Origin of the sequence: Psychrobacter sp. Arc29 (assembly GCF_041431175.1) — a bacterium.
Taxonomy (GTDB): domain Bacteria; phylum Pseudomonadota; class Gammaproteobacteria; order Pseudomonadales; family Moraxellaceae; genus Psychrobacter.
In genome coordinates this window covers 498,564-514,833 of sequence record NZ_JASMRR010000001.1, presented here as the reverse complement: position 1 = coordinate 514,833, position 16,270 = coordinate 498,564, and the positions used below count along the sequence as shown (strand labels likewise).

Genomic DNA, 16,270 nt, shown 5'->3' with positions numbered 1-16,270 from the left:
TGAGAGATAGTATAGTATGCAACGTAAAGTAAAGACCAGCCTAATATAAAAGATACTAATAATCATTTTTATTAGTATCTAATAGATTGTATTGACCAGTACTTAGTTAATAGCTATTTGTGATACTGCGCGTAATAATACAGCGTTACCAGTAGATACCGTCAGCGTTACGCGAGATGTCGTAACAAATGATGTTTGCTGACCGTCTTTCGTCCAGCTCTCATTTGTTGTTACATTGGCTTTGGCCTGATCTCCTGTAATAACGATGTTATCTACAGAAATATCGTATCGATAATTGGACGTATCATTCCAGCTGTTTTGCAGCAGCTTCAAATATGCATCTTTGTCTAAGCTAGTAGATTTACCTTTTCTGGATAACGAAATCAACGCATCGTCAGATACCAGACGCGCGACTTGATTGATACTCTGGTTGTTTGCAGATGATTTCATTGCTGCGGCATAGTTTTGCACCAAAGCTTCGGTCATGGTGGCAGCTTGCGCACTGATACTCACTGTGCTGGCCACTGCTACTATCGCAGTTATGCTAGCGCCCTTCAGTAATAGAGCCATTAAGCTCTTTCCCCATAGTCGTTTCATGATAGTCCTTAGCGATGCTATTTTCGTTATTGTCATATATTGGTTATCGTCATATATTGGCAAGGAGCGTCTTTATATCATCTAGTTTAGCAGTATATTGGTATAAGCGTACTCATATAATAGGCCGAGCCTATCATTGAATTCTCACAGCCTTGTGACACCCTGTGTAATTATTGCGAATATAAAAGCACAGGATGCTCACAAAAGCGGTCCTTTAAATCACAGGTTATTATATCGTCTGATTTCAACAACTTTGGTCGTGATAATAGCAATAGCACTCAATCGATAACGCTAGAATTTGTTTTCGCTATTGCTGTCTTCATACTGCTCATCATCACTGAGCTTCATACCCAAACGCTCTACGCGTCTGTCCATCATTTGTCGAGCTAAGGCCTGCATGTCTTCCACGCGATCTATTTCATCGACAATCTCAAGACCTAATAATGTCTCAAAGACATCTTCTAGCGTGACCAACCCTTTGACTTCACCGTATTCGCCAACCGTAATTGCGATATGAATACGGTTTTTTAGCATAAGCTCCAACAGATCAAACAGTTTCATTTTAGAGAATACAAACGTGATGTCTCTTTTGAACTGCGTCAAAGGCTTGTGCATGGCATGGTTGACTTTTGCCAATAGCATGTCGGTTTTTAAAACAAAACCAGTAATGTTATCTAGATCGCCATCATAAATGGGCAATCGAGAAAACGTGAGCTTTGGACGATCAACCAATAACTCAGCCACTGTTTTGTTTTCTTCAAATGCGAGCATCACTGAGCGCGGCGTCATGATGTCTTCAACTTTAATCGCGCCGAACGCTAGTAGGTTGCGAATGATGCGCGACTCTAGTGGATCGATTTGACCCGACTCTTCACCGATACTAGCAAGCGCAGCAAACTCACGACGGCTAAATGCTTGTGGCTCTTTGCCACGTACCAGCAGTTTCGTTAGCCGCTCCGACACCCAAATAAGCGGATAAAGCAGCAAGATGATACCGCGCACGAAATAAGCGACCATACCACTTAACTGACGCCAATATACCGTTCCAAGTGTCTTTGGGATAATCTCAGATAAGAATAAGATAGCCAACGTCATAATGGCAGAAAATAGCCCAAACCAAGCACTACCAAACACGATCGTAGCCTGAGCACCCGCTCCGATAGAGCCAAGTGTATGGGCAACGGTATTCAACGTTAAAATAGCGGCCAACGATTGATCAATATTATCGACCTTTAAGCGTCTTAGCATATTTGCTTTTTTTGGATTCGTTTCTTGCACATCCGCAATATAGGATGGTGTCATGCTCAGTAATGCGGCCTCTGATAAAGAGCACACAAATGAGATACCGATAGCAACAGCCACAAAAAATATCAATAATGCTACGCTAAGTGCGGTTGGTGCTGCTACAGCAGTTGGTGTTGCTACAGCACCAGCTGCCCACACTGCCTGCGGTAGCATAAGAATTGCCAATGCAGATAGTGCTGAAAAAGAAGTATAACCCAATCGAGAACTGGTAGTCATTCTCGGGGGAGGCTCTGCAGATGCGTCTTTACGATGAGCACGCGGACGACACAAACGAGGTACAAACATAAAAGTGGTGAACAAGTTAAGTAACCTAAAAAGAGAAAAGGGAATATGTTGTAACGAGCAAACCATGTCGATTGACAATGTGATATAGAGTATCGATTAATCAATATTCATAGTCGCTCAAAGCTGACTTAGTCACTGTTTTAAAGCGATATTATGCTTCTATAGACAGCATACTAAATGCAGGCAATCATTGCCATTTGATAGTAGCATTGATGATACCAATGCACAATAAGTCGCTATTTTTAAGTTTTTATTTTTTGACACTTTTTATTGTTGCGTTTTGCCTCCATACTCATTATTAGTCAACGCCTCTCTTTGGCTTATCATTTTGTATTTTATCTTTGCTGATTTGAACCTATTGAAGCGTGAATCCTTAGCTGGGTGGTATCTGACTGTATTTGACGTCAAGTTAGCACGACGTAGCACTAAGAAAAACGTGCCCCGTCTATGATTAACAGTTACCAAGTCTGGGATTTTTTGTTACTATGCGTCTAATTTTATTTTTACCTATCCTTTATTGAGAGAGAAATATGGAACAGTTCGGTCAACTTATATTGCCTGTTGCCTTTTTTGCCATTTTTTACTTTTTGGTTATCCGTCCACAGTCTAAACGTACCAAAGAGCACCGTGCAATGGTCAATGCATTGACTGCTGGCAACGAAATCATCTTTGCTGGTGGCTTGATGGGTCGTATTAAAGCGATAGAAGGCGATTACGCCGTCGTAAGCTTAAACAACAACACTGATGTAAAAGTACAACGTGCTTCTGTTATTTCAGTATTGCCTGCTGGTACGATCGAAAGCGTTTAATTGTTACTGAGCTTTATCGGTAGTAATTTAATGGTCGTATCACCACTGGGTGCAATGACCAAATAATGACCGTATATTATTTACGGTCATTTTTCGCTATTAAGGTAGTAAGGTACGGCTGCTATATAAGTTAGCCTAGCCTGTAGATATATTGACTTTGCCTGTTTCACCAATGATATTTTTGGTGACTCGATAAAGATACGTCTGTATTATTTGCTTTACTGTTTTATGTTTTACTATCACCGCGGATGATCGCAATGAAGTCTGCTGAATGTGGCAGTCGACCATTGCTGTCGCTAACTTCCCATCTGCTAACTTGTGGCTCACGTCGCCAGTCGTTTATTAACTTAAAGAAGTGATTATGCAATATCCCGCTTGGAAATACTTACTTATTGCCGTCGTGCTCATCATTGCCGGTCTATACGCTGCCCCTAACTTATACCCTGACGAACCTGCCGTGCAGATTACGAGCGCAGCAGCAGGTACGCAATTGTCTGAAGGTATCTTGACCCAGTCTCAAAGCTTACTCGAAGAGGCGGGTCTAGAGAACCATAATGGTACGTTTGAGGGCAACAGTGCGCTGGTACGTCTTAACAACCCAGTCGATCAGCTAAAAGCGCAAGAAGTACTACGTCAAAACTTGGGTGAGGACTATGTGGTCGCTCTCAACTTGGCACAAACGACCCCGCAGTGGCTGCGTGATATCGGTGCCAGACCGATGAAGCTTGGCCTTGATCTACGCGGCGGTGTACGTTTTGTACTAGAAGTCGATATGGACAAGGCGCTCGAACAGCGCTTGAACAGTGCCAGTCGCGATATGCGACGTGATTTACGTGCCGAGCGAGTGGCGATTAAAGGTATAAAAACTGAAGATCGCGGCGTTGTATTACATTTTGCTGATACAGATACCCGTAATCGTGCGCAAAACATCTTGCAAGGCTCGATGAGTAACACTTTCAACTTACAGTCTTCTATTGATAACCAAGGTCCTGCATTGGTGTTGTCATACAACGATGCCACGCTTGACGAAATCAATAGCTATGCGGTCAATCAGAACTTAACAACGCTACGTAATCGTATTGCTGAGCTGGGTGTGACTGAAGCACTAGTACAATCTCAAGGCTCAAGCCGTATCGTGGTTGAGCTGCCTGGTGTACAAGATACTGCTGAGGCAAAACGTGTTCTTGGTCGTACTGCCAACCTTGAGTTCCGTATGGTAGCAGAAGACGCTGATACCTATACAGGCGGTATTCCTCCAGCAGGTACTGAAGCATTCCCATTTGAGACACTCGATGGTCCACCAGTATTGCTAGATCGCCAAGCGATCGTCACAGGTGATAAAGTGACCAATGCACAGACTGGCTTAGATGAAAGTGGTCTACCGGAAGTAAGCATTACCTTGGACAGTGCTGGCGGCAAGCTGATGCAAAACGCCACTCGTACCGCTGTTGGTAAACAGATGGCTGTCCTGTTCATTGAAAACAAGCAAAGAATCACTTACGAAGAAGATCCAGCAACTGGTGAGACAACTGAAGTACGCACACCTTACGCTGAAACCAAAGTCATCAACCGCGCCAATATTCAAGCAGTACTGGGTTCATCATTCCGTATTACTGGTCTTGATAGTACTGCTGAAGCCGCTGAGCTTGCGCTGTTGCTACGCTCAGGCGCACTTGCCGCACCGATGTACTTTGTAGAAGAACGCACCATCGGCCCATCATTGGGTCAAGAAAATATTGATAAGGGCTTATTCTCTACGCAGGTCGGCTATCTATTAGTCTTTGCATTTATGATCATCTTCTATCGCTTGTTCGGTGTGATTGCCAACGTGGCATTGGCAGTGAACGTTATTATTATTATTGCGATTATGTCAATTTTGGGTTCGTCACTGACGCTACCTGGTATTGCTGGTATCGTCTTGACCATTGGTATGGCGGTTGATGCCAACGTACTGATCTTTGAGAGGATACGAGAAGAGATTGCCAATGGTGTACGGCCAAAATCCGCCATCGTGGCAGGTTTTGATCGGGCATTTAGTAGTATTTTTGATGCCAACATTACAACCTTATTGGTCGCGTTTATCCTATTTGCGATTGGTACGGGTCCGATTAAAGGCTTTGCGGTTACGCTAGCTATTGGTATTGTCAGCTCACTGTTCACCGCTATTTTGGTGACGCGTGCACTGGTACAAATTGCTTATGGTAAGCGTAAATCCATCAAAAGTCTGAGCATCGGTTAGGAGAACATTATGGCGATCGAAAATAATAACCCTTTAGAACAGCAGAATAACCCTGATCGAAATGGCTCAAACGGTGATGCGACTACTGCAAGTACCCGCCGCCGTAACAAACCACGCCGTGATGGTAAAGGTAGCAATACCAAAACCAACAACCCTACCACAGCGAAATCTGGTAAAAGTAGCAGCCGTCGTGGCGGTAAAGGCCAAGCTGGTAAAGACAATCAAGCACTCGCGACCACTGTTGATCCTAATCTAGTATCAAGCGATGCCGCTGATGATGCGGCTGCAGTCGCTGAAGGTGGCATCAAAGCGGTTGGCAATCAACGTATCATTCCATTTATGAAGATAGAAAAGCCAATGGCGCTGCTATCTTTATTTATGGTGATCGGTAGTATCATTGCTATTGCCGTCAACGGTTTGAACTTAGGTCTTGATTTTACTGGTGGTGTCTCAGCAGACATTCGTTATGAGCAGCCTGTCGAACAGGTTGCCGTGGTACAAGCATTGGCAGACAATGGTTTTGATGATGCGGTTGTACAGTATTTAGGTACGCGTGAAGAGCTACTCGTACGTTTGCCGCCCCAGTCTGATAATGTGGATGGGCTAAATACTGACCTAACTCAAGCATTAGCATTGCCTAACAATACCGCTACTATCAGTAACGTCAATATCATTGGTAGCCAAGTGGGTAATGAGATTTACCTCAACTCAGTCATGGCACTCGTGCTAGCATTGGTATCTATGCTTGGTTATGTTGCCTTACGATTCCAGTTCAAACTATCGTTAGGTGCCGTATTATCGCTATTCCACGATGCAGTGGTGACCATTGGTGTATTTGCGCTATTTGGCTTCCCATTTGACTTAACGGTATTGGCTGCTGTTTTGGCATTGATTGGTTATTCATTGAACGATACGATTGTTGTTTATGACCGTATCCGCGAAAACTTCCGCCGCGTCCGTGGTATTACCCCAGAGCAGACGATTGACTTGTCTTTGACTGAAACCCTACGCCGTACTATTATGACCATCTCAACGGTGTTATTGGTCGTCTTGGCCATGTTGTTCTTGGGCGGTGAAGGACTATACTGGTTCTCGGTCGCATTATTTATTGGTTTGCTAGCAGGTACGTATTCATCGACCTATATCGCAAGCTCGATTCCATTACGTATGGGTCTATCGCGTGATGACTTTATTGTGAAAGTGAAACCAGAGTTCGAAGAAGAGATTGTCACTTTTAATGATCCAAAGATGTTTGAACAAGACAATGTCTAATAGAAGTTACTAAAAAAATAATGCACTGACCTAGTGTGTTATTAAGCTTAAAATCATCACTTGTTAAATGCGAATGATGATTGAACAAAGGCACCTGACTCGTGAATAGTGAGTCTAGGTGCTTTTGTCTTTATAGCTATTTTGCCTCACATATCAACCATATCGCACTGCTGTTTTGCCACAGATTAAATAATATATTGCCCTCTTTATCGCCTCAGTATAAACGAGCCAACAATGTCAGCAAATTCCTCAATACCTAATGCCATGCCGCTTATCGATACAAGCTATAAGCGTATCATTGCGATTGCCCTGCCTGTACTACTCGCCAATCTCGCCATGCCATTACAAAGTGTTATCGATACGGCCATTGTGGGCAATATGAATGAGACTGCCAAACTCGCTGGTATGGGCTTGGCGATACAGCTGCTATCCTTGTTACTTGTCAGCTTTAACTTTCTGCAATATGCCTCGTCTGGACTGTCCGCGCAAGCATTAGGACAGCTGGCCAATCATGCTGATAACAACGACCGCACTGCGACAACAGCCTCACCGTTACTGTCTATTTTACAGCGCGCGTTGTTATTAGCCTTCTTAATCGGCGCAGTTTTGCTACTGGCCAAACCGTGGCTGATCGATATTGGTTTACAGGCATTATCTGCCAATCCTGAGAGTGGTCTTGCTGCCAAAACTTACTTAGATGTCCGCTTTTGGGGCGTCATAGCCGAACTGATGAATTTTGCATTTATTGGATGGTTTGCAGGACAAGGTAAAACGCGATACATGCTCTACCAACAAGGATTTATCGCTATCCTCAACATTGTGCTGACCTTGTTTTTTGTGTTTATCATGCAAGTGGGATTGGTCGGTGTGGCGCTGGGTACGACCATTGCATTTTGGTTAGGTGTATTATTGGCATTGTGGCTCAGTCGTCATCATTTAAAAATATCTTGGGCCGCGTTATTCAAAGCTGATAGACAGCATTTTACAAAAGAAAAAATACTTAGGCTATTTTCTTTAAATAAAGATATTTTCGTACGCACTCTTATCTTAACGCTCAGTTTTGCTTGGATTACTCGACTGTCTGCCCAAAGTGGCGATGTCATACTGGCAGCCAATGCTATTTTATTACAAGTACTAAGTATCTCAGCCTTTGCGCTTGATGGCGTTGCAGTCTCTGCTGAGACCTTAAGCGGACAAGCCGCTGGTCGACGTGATTGGCCGCGTTTTCGTACTATCATCAAACGCACAGGCGTCGTCAGCTATGGGCTTGCCATTATGTTAAGTGCTATCTGGTGGCTTGCAATGCCAACTTATCTAGATTTTATGACCAATATTGAATCGGTGTTTGCCCTCGCCTATGAGTACCACCTATATGCAGTGTTGCTACCCCTCGTGGGTGTTGGAGCCTACTGGTTGGATGGTATATTTTTTGGTTTGACAGCAGGCAATGTGATTCGTAATGCCGCACTGATATTAGCTGCTATTTTCTTTCCGTTGAGCTGGCTGCTTTATCAGCAATGGGATATGACCGGTATTTGGCTGAGTGTATGGTGCCTACTGCTATTGAGGCTAATTATATTGGGCGGATTTTTGTACCGTGCTCATCAATCAGATAGTTATGAGAGGCTACAACCAGAGGCTTAAGCATTTTTTATTGTACAGCCACTGATCACACAGTCATTTATCATACAGCCATCACATACCATTTTGACGCAATACAGTGTTTATTTTTAAGTGTAAAACAATCCGTTTATAAAAATAGTGTAAGAAAATTTAGGATGCCATGTGACCACTCATTCAAACGAACTCAGTCATCAACAAGAACGCACTCACGATTGGGCTGAGGGCTTCAAAAAAAGCTTGCCCGTTGCGATGGGATATCTGCCTGCTGGCATTGCCTTTGGTGTACTGGCACAAGTTGCTGGCATCCCTATATGGGCAACGATTATGCTCAGCATTATGCTCTATGCTGGAGCGGCTCAATACGCTTGTTTGCCAATGCTCAGCGCTGGTCTACCGATCGGTAATATCGCGACCAATATCGCCGCCATTAATTTACGCCACGTGTTTTATGGTATACCATTGTTACAGTATCTACCAAAACATAAACTGGCAAAAACGTATTGCTTATTTGCCCTGACTGACGAGACTTTTTCAGTCATGACCAGTTTACCAAACGAGGCACGACAAGCACTCATACTCCCTATTAGCTTATTTAACCAAAGCTGGTGGGTGCTCGCGAGTACCATTGGCGTGATAATTGGAAGTACGCTTAGTGACTTAATTCCACATTTGGATTTTGCCTTGGTTTGTCTGTTTGCGATTTTGGCGTATGAACAATTCCAAAGTATCAAACGTTATTTCCCCATTGGCATCGCTATAATTGGTTTAGTCATTGCCTCACTGTTTACCAGCGATTGGTTGCTGCTAGTCGCCATTACTATCTGTATGCTGATGATTTTGGTACGTGGATTTTGGATGCAGCGTCAAAATATAGGAGAGCGTCATGACCAGTAGTTATCTTATTTTTGCGACGCTTGCCATGGCAGCGGTGACGTTTATTACTCGTGCATTGCCAGCATTAATCCCTAGAAAAGTTTTAGATACGCCTTGGCTACATCGATTGAATGAAAGCTTACCGCTGTCAGTGATGGTGCTACTTATCTTGACCAGTCTGTCTTATCAAAACCTGCCAGTAGACATTGCCTTAAATGATCCTGAATTACATCTATTGATGGCACAGGTTTGCGCACTTGTACTGGTACTTTTTATTTATCATATTAGCAGGCAGCTATTGGTCAGCATGGTCGTTGGTATTGCCGCGATCAATGGTTTTGTCTGGATATTTACCAACTTTTTGACCTAACAGCCGCCTATCTTATACCAACATTCAGTATTGATTTTACTTGTATTTTGGACACAAAAAAGCTGGACTCTTAATAGAATCCAGCTTTTTATTTTCAAGCAATATATTTATTGCTATCTGGCTTAAAGCTCTTCAACACCCATCATATCAACTGGGGTATCCGCTACTATCTGTACGCCTTTTTTACCAGTCTTGGCCGTATCATTACGCTGCTCTTGCAGATGGTCAAGATACGCTTCATTGATCTGGCCCGTGATGTAACAGCCATTAAAGACAGCACAATCAAACCCTTCGACTCTGCTGTGCTTAGTATCTTTGACGGCATCGATCAAATCATCTAGATCTTGGAAGATCAGACGGTCAGCGCCAATGATCTCACGTACTTCCTCAACACTATTACCTGAAGCAATCAGCTCGGTACGCACTGGCATATCAATGCCGTATACGTTTGGAAACTTCACTGGTGGCGCAGCACTCGCAAAAAACACCTTATTAGCACCTGCATCACGCGCCATTTGAATGATCTCATGACACGTCGTACCACGAACAATTGAATCATCAACCAACAGCACGTTTTTGCCTTTAAACTCTAACGGCACCGCGCTTAGCTTTTGACGAACGGACTTTTTGCGCTGCTGTTGACCCGGCATGATAAACGTACGACCGATATAGCGGTTTTTCATAAACCCTTCACGGTACTTGACGTTCATTTTTAGCGCTAGCTCCATCGCTGAGGTACGTGACGTATCTGGAATCGGGATAACCACATCAATGTCATGATCCTCGCCCCACTCTGCAAGGATTTTATCCGCCAATTTTTCACCCATACGTAGGCGTGATTTATAAACTGAGATATTGTCCATAATAGAATCTGGACGAGCAAAGTAAACATACTCAAAGATACAAGGCGTATATTCTTTCGGCTCGACACATTGATGCGTATGCAACTTATGGTTCAAATCGATGAAGATTGCCTCGCCTGGTTTTACATCACGAACGATAGTGAAGCCAGAACCTGTCAATGCGACTGATTCAGAGGCGACCATATATTCGGTGCCACCGTTTTCTGCCATGCGCTTACCAAAGATAAGCGGACGGATACCGTTTGGATCGCGGAACGCTAGTAGTCCATGACCAGTAATCAAGGCCACAACGCCATAAGCACCTTCACAGCGTCTATAGACGGCTTTTACCGCTTCAAAGATGTCATCGGCTGTTGGATGCGTCTTGCCTAGATTTTGCATCTCATGTGCGAGTACATTTAGCAGCACTTCAGAATCTGAATCGGTATTGAGATGGCGACGATCTTCGATATATAAAGATTTGGCCAGACTCTCAGCATTGGTCAAGTTACCATTGTGCGCAAGCGTAATACCATAAGGTGAGTTAACATAAAATGGCTGAGCTTCAGCGCTACTAGAAGTACCAGCGGTTGGGTAACGAACGTGACCGATACCAAACTTACCGACCAGCTTCATCATGTGACGATTCATAAATACGTCACGTACCATACCGTTTTCTTTACGTAGGTAAAGTCGACCATCTTGCAAAGTGACAATACCTGCTGCATCTTGCCCGCGATGCTGTAGCATCGTTAAACCGTCATAAAGTATCTGATTGACTGGCTCATGAGCTGCAACTCCAATGACTCCACACATATAGCTATATCCTATTTTAACTCATACATTAGTACGACAATAACGGCAAAACTGCTGACAGTATGTGGCTAAAATCACGCACTGTCGTCCACCGCTAACCTGATGATTTTGTAAGAAACTTCATGATAATTTTTGATCATCTGTTTTCGATGATCAGTGACACATGCAAACGTTTAGAAGTATAAAAAGAATTAGAACAATAGAAAATTACGACTGATTGACTTGATCCCAAGCCATACCTAATACATCTGATACCAATGCTTTACCCATAGGCGCATAAGGTAGCAGCTCAGGGGCAAGGACTGAGGTTTGCCATTGCGGCATTTGTACTAGTAATGGCGCACTCACACTTAAAACAACCAATACCATCAGTATATTTTTGGCAGCACCAAGCACCCCGCCTGCCATTTTATCGACCACACTCAAGCGTAAGGTTTTGAGCACACCTGAGAATACAAAAGCCACCAAGTGCATAACCGCCAATATCACAATCACCACCAGCAAAAAGGCCATCGCCATTTGTAACACTGGGCTTTGCACGATACCAGATAATTGAGGCGATACCGATCCTGCGAGCCGAGTCGCAGCGATAAGAGCGATAAACCAGCCTACTAAGCCAACAGCTGTTTTGATCAGGCCAACTTGAAAGCCGCGCCACAAACCAATCAAGACAACAATAGCAATCACAATATCTAGACCGCTCATATTTTGCGCCTCACCATCTCATTCATTTGACTAGCTTTCCATGGCATCATAATAGCCACCGATTGCTTGAATACAAGACTGTACTAGCCCAGGTCCTTTATATATAAGACCTGTATAGAGCTGTACCATGTCTGCACCTGCTTCGATTTTTTTGACAGCTTTGGCACCACTATCGATGCCACCCACCCCTATCAAAGCAACTTTACCATCTAGCTGATCAGAGAACTGTTGTAAAATCTGGGTACTAATGTGGCTCACCGGACGACCTGACAAGCCGCCCATTTGATCGCCATCACGCAAGTCTTCGACACCCACGCGGCTCAGTGTCGTATTGGTTGCAATCAAACCGTCAATTTCAAAGTCTAATAATTGCTGTGAGATATAGTCAACTTGCAGTGGCTCTAGATCAGGCGCAACCTTGAGCACCAATGGCACATAAAAACCATATTCGGTGGCTAGTTGACTGTGACGGTTTTTAATTGTATCCATCAGCTGGGTCAAAGCCTCACCACTTTGCAAATCACGTAAGTTTTTGGTGTTTGGCGATGAGATATTTACCGTGATATATGAGGCGTGCGGATACACACGTTCTAAGCAATACACATAATCATCAGCGGCTTGCTCGACTGGTGTATCAGCATTTTTACCAATGTTGATACCGATATTGCCTTTGTATTTGCAGCGTTTGACATTATCAATCAGATAATCAACGCCTTCATTGTTAAAGCCCATACGATTGATGATGGCATCTGCTTGCTTGATTCTAAACAGTCTTGGCCTATCGTTGCCTGCTTGCGGTCTTGGCGTGACCGTGCCTACTTCTATAAAACCAAAACCCAGCTCAGCCAGTGCGTCAATATAATCACCGTTTTTGTCCAGTCCTGCTGCCAGACCCACTGGATTAGAGAACTGCAATCCCATACAGTCAGTAGGCTGCATCGACTGACCATACGCCAAACCTAAAACACGCGCTTTATGTGCTTTATCCAATAAAGATAGCGTCATCTCATGGGCGTGTTCGGGATCCATATTAAACAAAAAAGGACGAAGTAAGGCATAAGACATAGTGATGGCGGACCCTGCTCGAAAGAAATAGTGGATAAAGAATATGAATGAAATCAGGCGGAGCGATTATATCAGCTTAACAGAAACAAGAGCAAAGTTTCACACGGTAAATTTCCACATTTAACCCGCCGTCAGCGCATACAAGCATTTATTAAGTAGCAATAATAATTCACTGTCTTTTAAGCTCAGCTGAATCAACAGCTACAGTATCGTATTAAGGCACTGGGCGACCGTCAGTGAGTGCGATCCAACCACGTATGATTCGATATAAATGCCAGATAAAGGTGAATGTCACAATCAACAGACCAAAGCCAGCCAGTAACGTCGAACCAATAGCGATATTGCCACTATCAGCTAGCATACTCACACCAAAACCACCTAAAGCAAAAGCAGTGATGACAATACCAATAATAAACCAAACGATACTGTACCAAAACGTTTTGATTTGCCAATCAAAATGCGTGGATAACCATGTGCCATCAGCATCGTGGCGCTTGGCATAATTCATCACAATCGGCACGATCCACAGCAGACCAGCGGTAAAATAGCTAATCACGTATAAGAAATAAGTGATGTGATTATAAATGGTTAAAGAACGGCGCTTATCGTTGCTCATACTGTCACTCATTGGTTTGCGTTGTCCTTACTGGTCAGTAATATTGTCTGCTGAAAACTATGCTCATCAGTATCGTTATGAAGAAAGTGCTGTATGCTAAATATCTATCGTTAGCAGTGACTAGTAAATATTTAATGGTGACAGATAAAAGGCTTTTCAATGACATCTAACTCAAAACGCCACTTGAAAAGCGAGTTACCGATATATTGAATTGGAACATATCATGTTCTGTTACTTATATTCTACTATTAAGCCCATACCTTGCTACTAAACAGTATCGAGTTATAAAGTGACAGTGGCTTGCACTTGGATAGATTTATTCATTAGGTCTTGCTGCATGGACAACTGTGTGAACTGCCAACCTTGCTGCTCTAACTTGCCAAGAGCGGTACTTACGACAGCTTGACTGGGGTGGATAAAGCTTAACTGCACTGAATCACCAGCTGCAACGACCTGAGCATCTGTAATTCCTGTGGTATTTAGCAGCGCACTAATGCGATTGGCAGGCGGCATGTCAGCCTCTCCATTAGCGTTATTGCCAGTACTTAATGCATTACTATCGATATTACCTGCTTGCGCCCGCAACCAAAAATAATCAGCCACTTGTTCCTGATAATCATTTTTACTCTCTTTTGCCGCTTGATGAATGCTATAACCGCCATAACCGCCGATAAACAACAGCAAAAATACGGACAGTATAGCTAACGCTAATTGATCGCGTGGCGGTAGCGCTTGCCAGCGCGTTAATAGCACATTTTGGTAACTGCTCATACGCTCTGAGAATGCGTGCGTTTTAGTATTGGTTGCAGAGACAGCTACACTGCGTTTGGTACGGCGCTGTAATCGTTTCATGTTTTGACCTTTTCTTACCAATACTCTGATGAATTATGATGCTGCTGGAGTGTTCGCCGTATCGCTGTTTTCTACCACATCCACAGTGACCTGAGCACTAAATTGACCTTGATCATTACTACTCACTTGCGCAAGCTTGGCATTCAAACCTTGCGCTACTAGCGTGCTCGTGAATTGATCCAAACTGCCACGATCAGGAGCAATGAGCGTAAAGCTGAGTACAGACGGCTGCATCACGAGCGTCTGCGCACGCAATGAAGACTGCTTGATTAAAGGGGATATTTTTGACAACGCTGCCATATGTGATGCAGGTGCTTGGCTGTCGCTAAGCAGTTTTGGCTGTAATTGTACTTGGAGCTTGGTTCGAGTACTGAGTGGCTCATCAGCGAACCAAGATTGATATTGCGCTGCTATTTCAGTCTTGGTTGCAGCTGTTGCCTCATTATACTTGTACCACTGCACCCCATCGGTTGCCATCTGTAGTACTAAAGCCGATAACGCAACCATCATTGCTACCCGTAAATACGGTGATAACTGTGAGTCGGTTGATTTGATAAAAAAGTTCAGCGCATGACGTTCTGGGTTTTCAATGGGCGCTGGTGTCGTGGGCAAGCTCGTTAATAACAGCTGGTGATCGGCGATCAGCGCTTTAGTTTGCGTTATAGAACTGGTTGTCGTTGATGTTGCTGGGATATCATTGACACCCATATTATCCATTTCATTAGCGGCTAAATCACTGATAGCAAGGCGATCGGTTTCAATAGAGTTCAGCAACATCACTTCGCTTAAATGCGGAAAGCGCTCAAAAATCAACGGTAAATAGCTGACAGCCATGCCTTGGCGCAATGATTGGCGCAATAACAGAGTATGCTCGTCTTGATACAATGTCACTTGCTGACCTGCACCTTCTTCTGGCGGTGGCAGTAATAGGAAATCTGGCAGTAGTGCCACTATATTCATACCCACGAGCTGAGCACTCTGCTGCCATGCCTCAATATCGTTTTGTGCCAATGCGTACAGCTGCGTCATATCAGCATGGCTCAACTGACGAATAACCAACTGCTCAACTGGCGTTAGAGAGGTTTCTTCAAACAAATACTGCTTACCACTATTGCCCAGCTGCTTAAGCTGAGCAGTATTGAGCGCTGTGTCTACTTGCAGTACATGACTTGAAGGGAAATATAAACAAATTGCCTTTTGGCCATTGGGTTTATGATGACCATAGAGAGTTTGTAGCTGTTGCCAACTATCAACCGTCTGCCATTGCTGTACATCTTCGTGCCAAACAGCTAGCGGGCTATACTGCGCTCGTAACCAAACATGTAACACTAAACGTGTCCTCAATTATTGCTGCGGTTATAAAAGTACTGTGATGAAGCAGTGTTACTATTCAAAAAGGATTGAGTCATTTTATCTACTGAGCCAGTCGCTTAATCGGTATGATTGCCTCACTCTGAATTCATCCTATCTAAGAAATGGCTAGGTCAGCCTAGTATGGTTGGTCAGGTACAAAACGATCCACTTCTGTGGCCATCCCAGTCATGACAAACTCCATTTCAAACACTCTGGCTTCTGCCAAAGAGAATGACTCAGGATAATCACCGGTCAACAAGCCTGCGATATAAGCGACAATAGACATGTGGCAAACAACGACCAGACATTCTGCATCAATATTCGCAATATCAATTAAAGCCTGACGGGCATCATCAGAGGGCGTGATATTGTCCTGCACTGTTGAAGGTACTTTTGGCATTCGTGACTGGAATGTAGCCAGCGTCTGCTGCGCCCTATCATAAGGACTGACGATAAAACGATCTGGATGATAGTGTGTGGTCACATACTCTGCCGTTTGTGCCGCTTGCTGTTGACCAAAGTCAGTCAGCTGACGCGCACTATCTGGACGCGTCTCATCTTCGGCTTGACCATGACGTACTAATATAATTTTCATAACCTTCCTTGGTGCGCTGAGTTAGCACTGTCTCTCAATAGTGCCTTTTGATA

15 protein-coding genes are annotated in these 16,270 nt (G+C 43.8%); 6 read left to right on the top strand and 9 right to left on the bottom strand.

Annotated features, from left to right (window positions below):
• Positions 1-102: 102 nt before the first annotated feature.
• Together QO189_RS02205 and QO189_RS02200 are read right to left on the bottom strand one after the other, a co-directional pair.
• Positions 103-597 (bottom strand): hypothetical protein, encoded by a 495-nt coding sequence (locus QO189_RS02205; protein ID WP_371531318.1) that lies wholly within the window; start codon positions 595-597, stop codon positions 103-105.
• 291 nt (positions 598-888) lie between these two features.
• Positions 889-2,118, bottom strand: a complete 1,230-nt coding sequence (locus QO189_RS02200) for a hemolysin family protein (RefSeq protein WP_371531317.1) — start codon at positions 2,116-2,118, stop codon at positions 889-891.
• Positions 2,119-2,717: 599 nt separating this feature from the next.
• Here QO189_RS02200 and yajC point away from each other — a divergent pair.
• The 6 genes from yajC (at position 2,718) to QO189_RS02170 (ending at position 9,373) form a co-directional block, all read left to right on the top strand.
• Positions 2,718-2,996, top strand: coding sequence for a preprotein translocase subunit YajC (gene yajC, locus QO189_RS02195; RefSeq protein ID WP_058024991.1), 279 nt, complete (start codon positions 2,718-2,720; stop codon positions 2,994-2,996).
• Between the two features lie 361 nt (positions 2,997-3,357).
• Positions 3,358-5,235, top strand: coding sequence for a protein translocase subunit SecD (secD, locus tag QO189_RS02190; RefSeq protein ID WP_201601012.1), 1,878 nt, complete (start codon positions 3,358-3,360; stop codon positions 5,233-5,235).
• A gap of 9 nt (positions 5,236-5,244) precedes the next feature.
• Positions 5,245-6,507 (top strand): protein translocase subunit SecF, encoded by a 1,263-nt coding sequence (gene secF, locus QO189_RS02185; protein WP_371531316.1) that lies wholly within the window; start codon positions 5,245-5,247, stop codon positions 6,505-6,507.
• A gap of 234 nt (positions 6,508-6,741) precedes the next feature.
• On the top strand, positions 6,742-8,151 hold the full coding sequence (locus tag QO189_RS02180) for an MATE family efflux transporter (RefSeq protein ID WP_371531315.1): 1,410 nt from the start codon (positions 6,742-6,744) through the stop codon (positions 8,149-8,151).
• A gap of 141 nt (positions 8,152-8,292) precedes the next feature.
• A complete protein-coding gene (locus QO189_RS02175; RefSeq protein ID WP_371531314.1) occupies positions 8,293-9,024 on the top strand; it encodes an AzlC family ABC transporter permease in 732 nt (243 codons plus the stop codon).
• The gene (locus QO189_RS02170) at positions 9,014-9,373 is read left to right on the top strand and encodes an AzlD domain-containing protein (RefSeq protein WP_371531313.1); all 360 of its coding nucleotides are present in this window, start codon (positions 9,014-9,016) and stop codon (positions 9,371-9,373) included. Before QO189_RS02175 ends, QO189_RS02170 begins: the two co-directional genes overlap by 11 nt.
• Before the next feature lie 122 nt (positions 9,374-9,495).
• On the opposite strand, the gene purF is transcribed toward QO189_RS02170, so the two are convergent.
• The 7 genes from purF to QO189_RS02135 form a co-directional block, all read right to left on the bottom strand.
• Positions 9,496-11,031 (bottom strand): amidophosphoribosyltransferase, encoded by a 1,536-nt coding sequence (gene purF, locus QO189_RS02165; RefSeq protein WP_371531312.1) that lies wholly within the window; start codon positions 11,029-11,031, stop codon positions 9,496-9,498.
• A 207-nt stretch (positions 11,032-11,238) separates the two neighbouring features.
• Positions 11,239-11,736, bottom strand: a complete 498-nt coding sequence (locus QO189_RS02160) for a CvpA family protein (protein WP_238037587.1) — start codon at positions 11,734-11,736, stop codon at positions 11,239-11,241.
• Positions 11,737-11,766: 30 nt separating this feature from the next.
• Entirely contained in the window at positions 11,767-12,801 is a 1,035-nt protein-coding gene (locus QO189_RS02155; protein WP_371531311.1) for a quinone-dependent dihydroorotate dehydrogenase, read from the bottom strand.
• A gap of 214 nt (positions 12,802-13,015) precedes the next feature.
• Positions 13,016-13,417: a hypothetical protein gene (locus QO189_RS02150; RefSeq protein WP_071003577.1), complete on the bottom strand. Its 402-nt coding sequence runs from the start codon at positions 13,415-13,417 to the stop codon at positions 13,016-13,018.
• A gap of 282 nt (positions 13,418-13,699) precedes the next feature.
• Positions 13,700-14,269 carry a type II secretion system protein GspM gene (gene gspM / locus QO189_RS02145; protein ID WP_371531310.1) on the bottom strand — a complete coding sequence of 190 codons (570 nt, stop codon included), beginning with the start codon at positions 14,267-14,269 and terminating at the stop codon, positions 13,700-13,702.
• 33 nt (positions 14,270-14,302) lie between these two features.
• Positions 14,303-15,598, bottom strand: a complete 1,296-nt coding sequence (gene gspL, locus QO189_RS02140; protein ID WP_371531309.1) for a type II secretion system protein GspL — start codon at positions 15,596-15,598, stop codon at positions 14,303-14,305.
• Positions 15,599-15,758: 160 nt separating this feature from the next.
• Positions 15,759-16,217 carry a histidine phosphatase family protein gene (locus QO189_RS02135; RefSeq protein WP_371531308.1) on the bottom strand — a complete coding sequence of 153 codons (459 nt, stop codon included), beginning with the start codon at positions 16,215-16,217 and terminating at the stop codon, positions 15,759-15,761.
• Positions 16,218-16,270 lie beyond the last annotated feature (53 nt).

What these genes read in the sequence shown, in the direction of transcription:
- QO189_RS02205 (WP_371531318.1), bottom strand. Translation starts at nt 597, where the DNA reads ATGAAACGACTATGGGGAAAGAGCTTAATGGCTCTATTACTGAAGGGC.
- QO189_RS02200 (WP_371531317.1), bottom strand. Translation starts at nt 2,118, where the DNA reads ATGACTACCAGTTCTCGATTGGGTTATACTTCTTTTTCAGCACTATCT.
- yajC (WP_058024991.1), top strand. Translation starts at nt 2,718, where the DNA reads ATGGAACAGTTCGGTCAACTTATATTGCCTGTTGCCTTTTTTGCCATT.
- secD (WP_201601012.1), top strand. Translation starts at nt 3,358, where the DNA reads ATGCAATATCCCGCTTGGAAATACTTACTTATTGCCGTCGTGCTCATC.
- secF (WP_371531316.1), top strand. Translation starts at nt 5,245, where the DNA reads ATGGCGATCGAAAATAATAACCCTTTAGAACAGCAGAATAACCCTGAT.
- QO189_RS02180 (WP_371531315.1), top strand. Translation starts at nt 6,742, where the DNA reads ATGTCAGCAAATTCCTCAATACCTAATGCCATGCCGCTTATCGATACA.
- QO189_RS02170 (WP_371531313.1), top strand. Translation starts at nt 9,014, where the DNA reads ATGACCAGTAGTTATCTTATTTTTGCGACGCTTGCCATGGCAGCGGTG.
- purF (WP_371531312.1), bottom strand. Translation starts at nt 11,031, where the DNA reads ATGTGTGGAGTCATTGGAGTTGCAGCTCATGAGCCAGTCAATCAGATA.
- QO189_RS02160 (WP_238037587.1), bottom strand. Translation starts at nt 11,736, where the DNA reads ATGAGCGGTCTAGATATTGTGATTGCTATTGTTGTCTTGATTGGTTTG.
- QO189_RS02155 (WP_371531311.1), bottom strand. Translation starts at nt 12,801, where the DNA reads ATGTCTTATGCCTTACTTCGTCCTTTTTTGTTTAATATGGATCCCGAA.
- QO189_RS02150 (WP_071003577.1), bottom strand. Translation starts at nt 13,417, where the DNA reads ATGAGCAACGATAAGCGCCGTTCTTTAACCATTTATAATCACATCACT.
- gspM (WP_371531310.1), bottom strand. Translation starts at nt 14,269, where the DNA reads ATGAAACGATTACAGCGCCGTACCAAACGCAGTGTAGCTGTCTCTGCA.
- QO189_RS02135 (WP_371531308.1), bottom strand. Translation starts at nt 16,217, where the DNA reads ATGAAAATTATATTAGTACGTCATGGTCAAGCCGAAGATGAGACGCGT.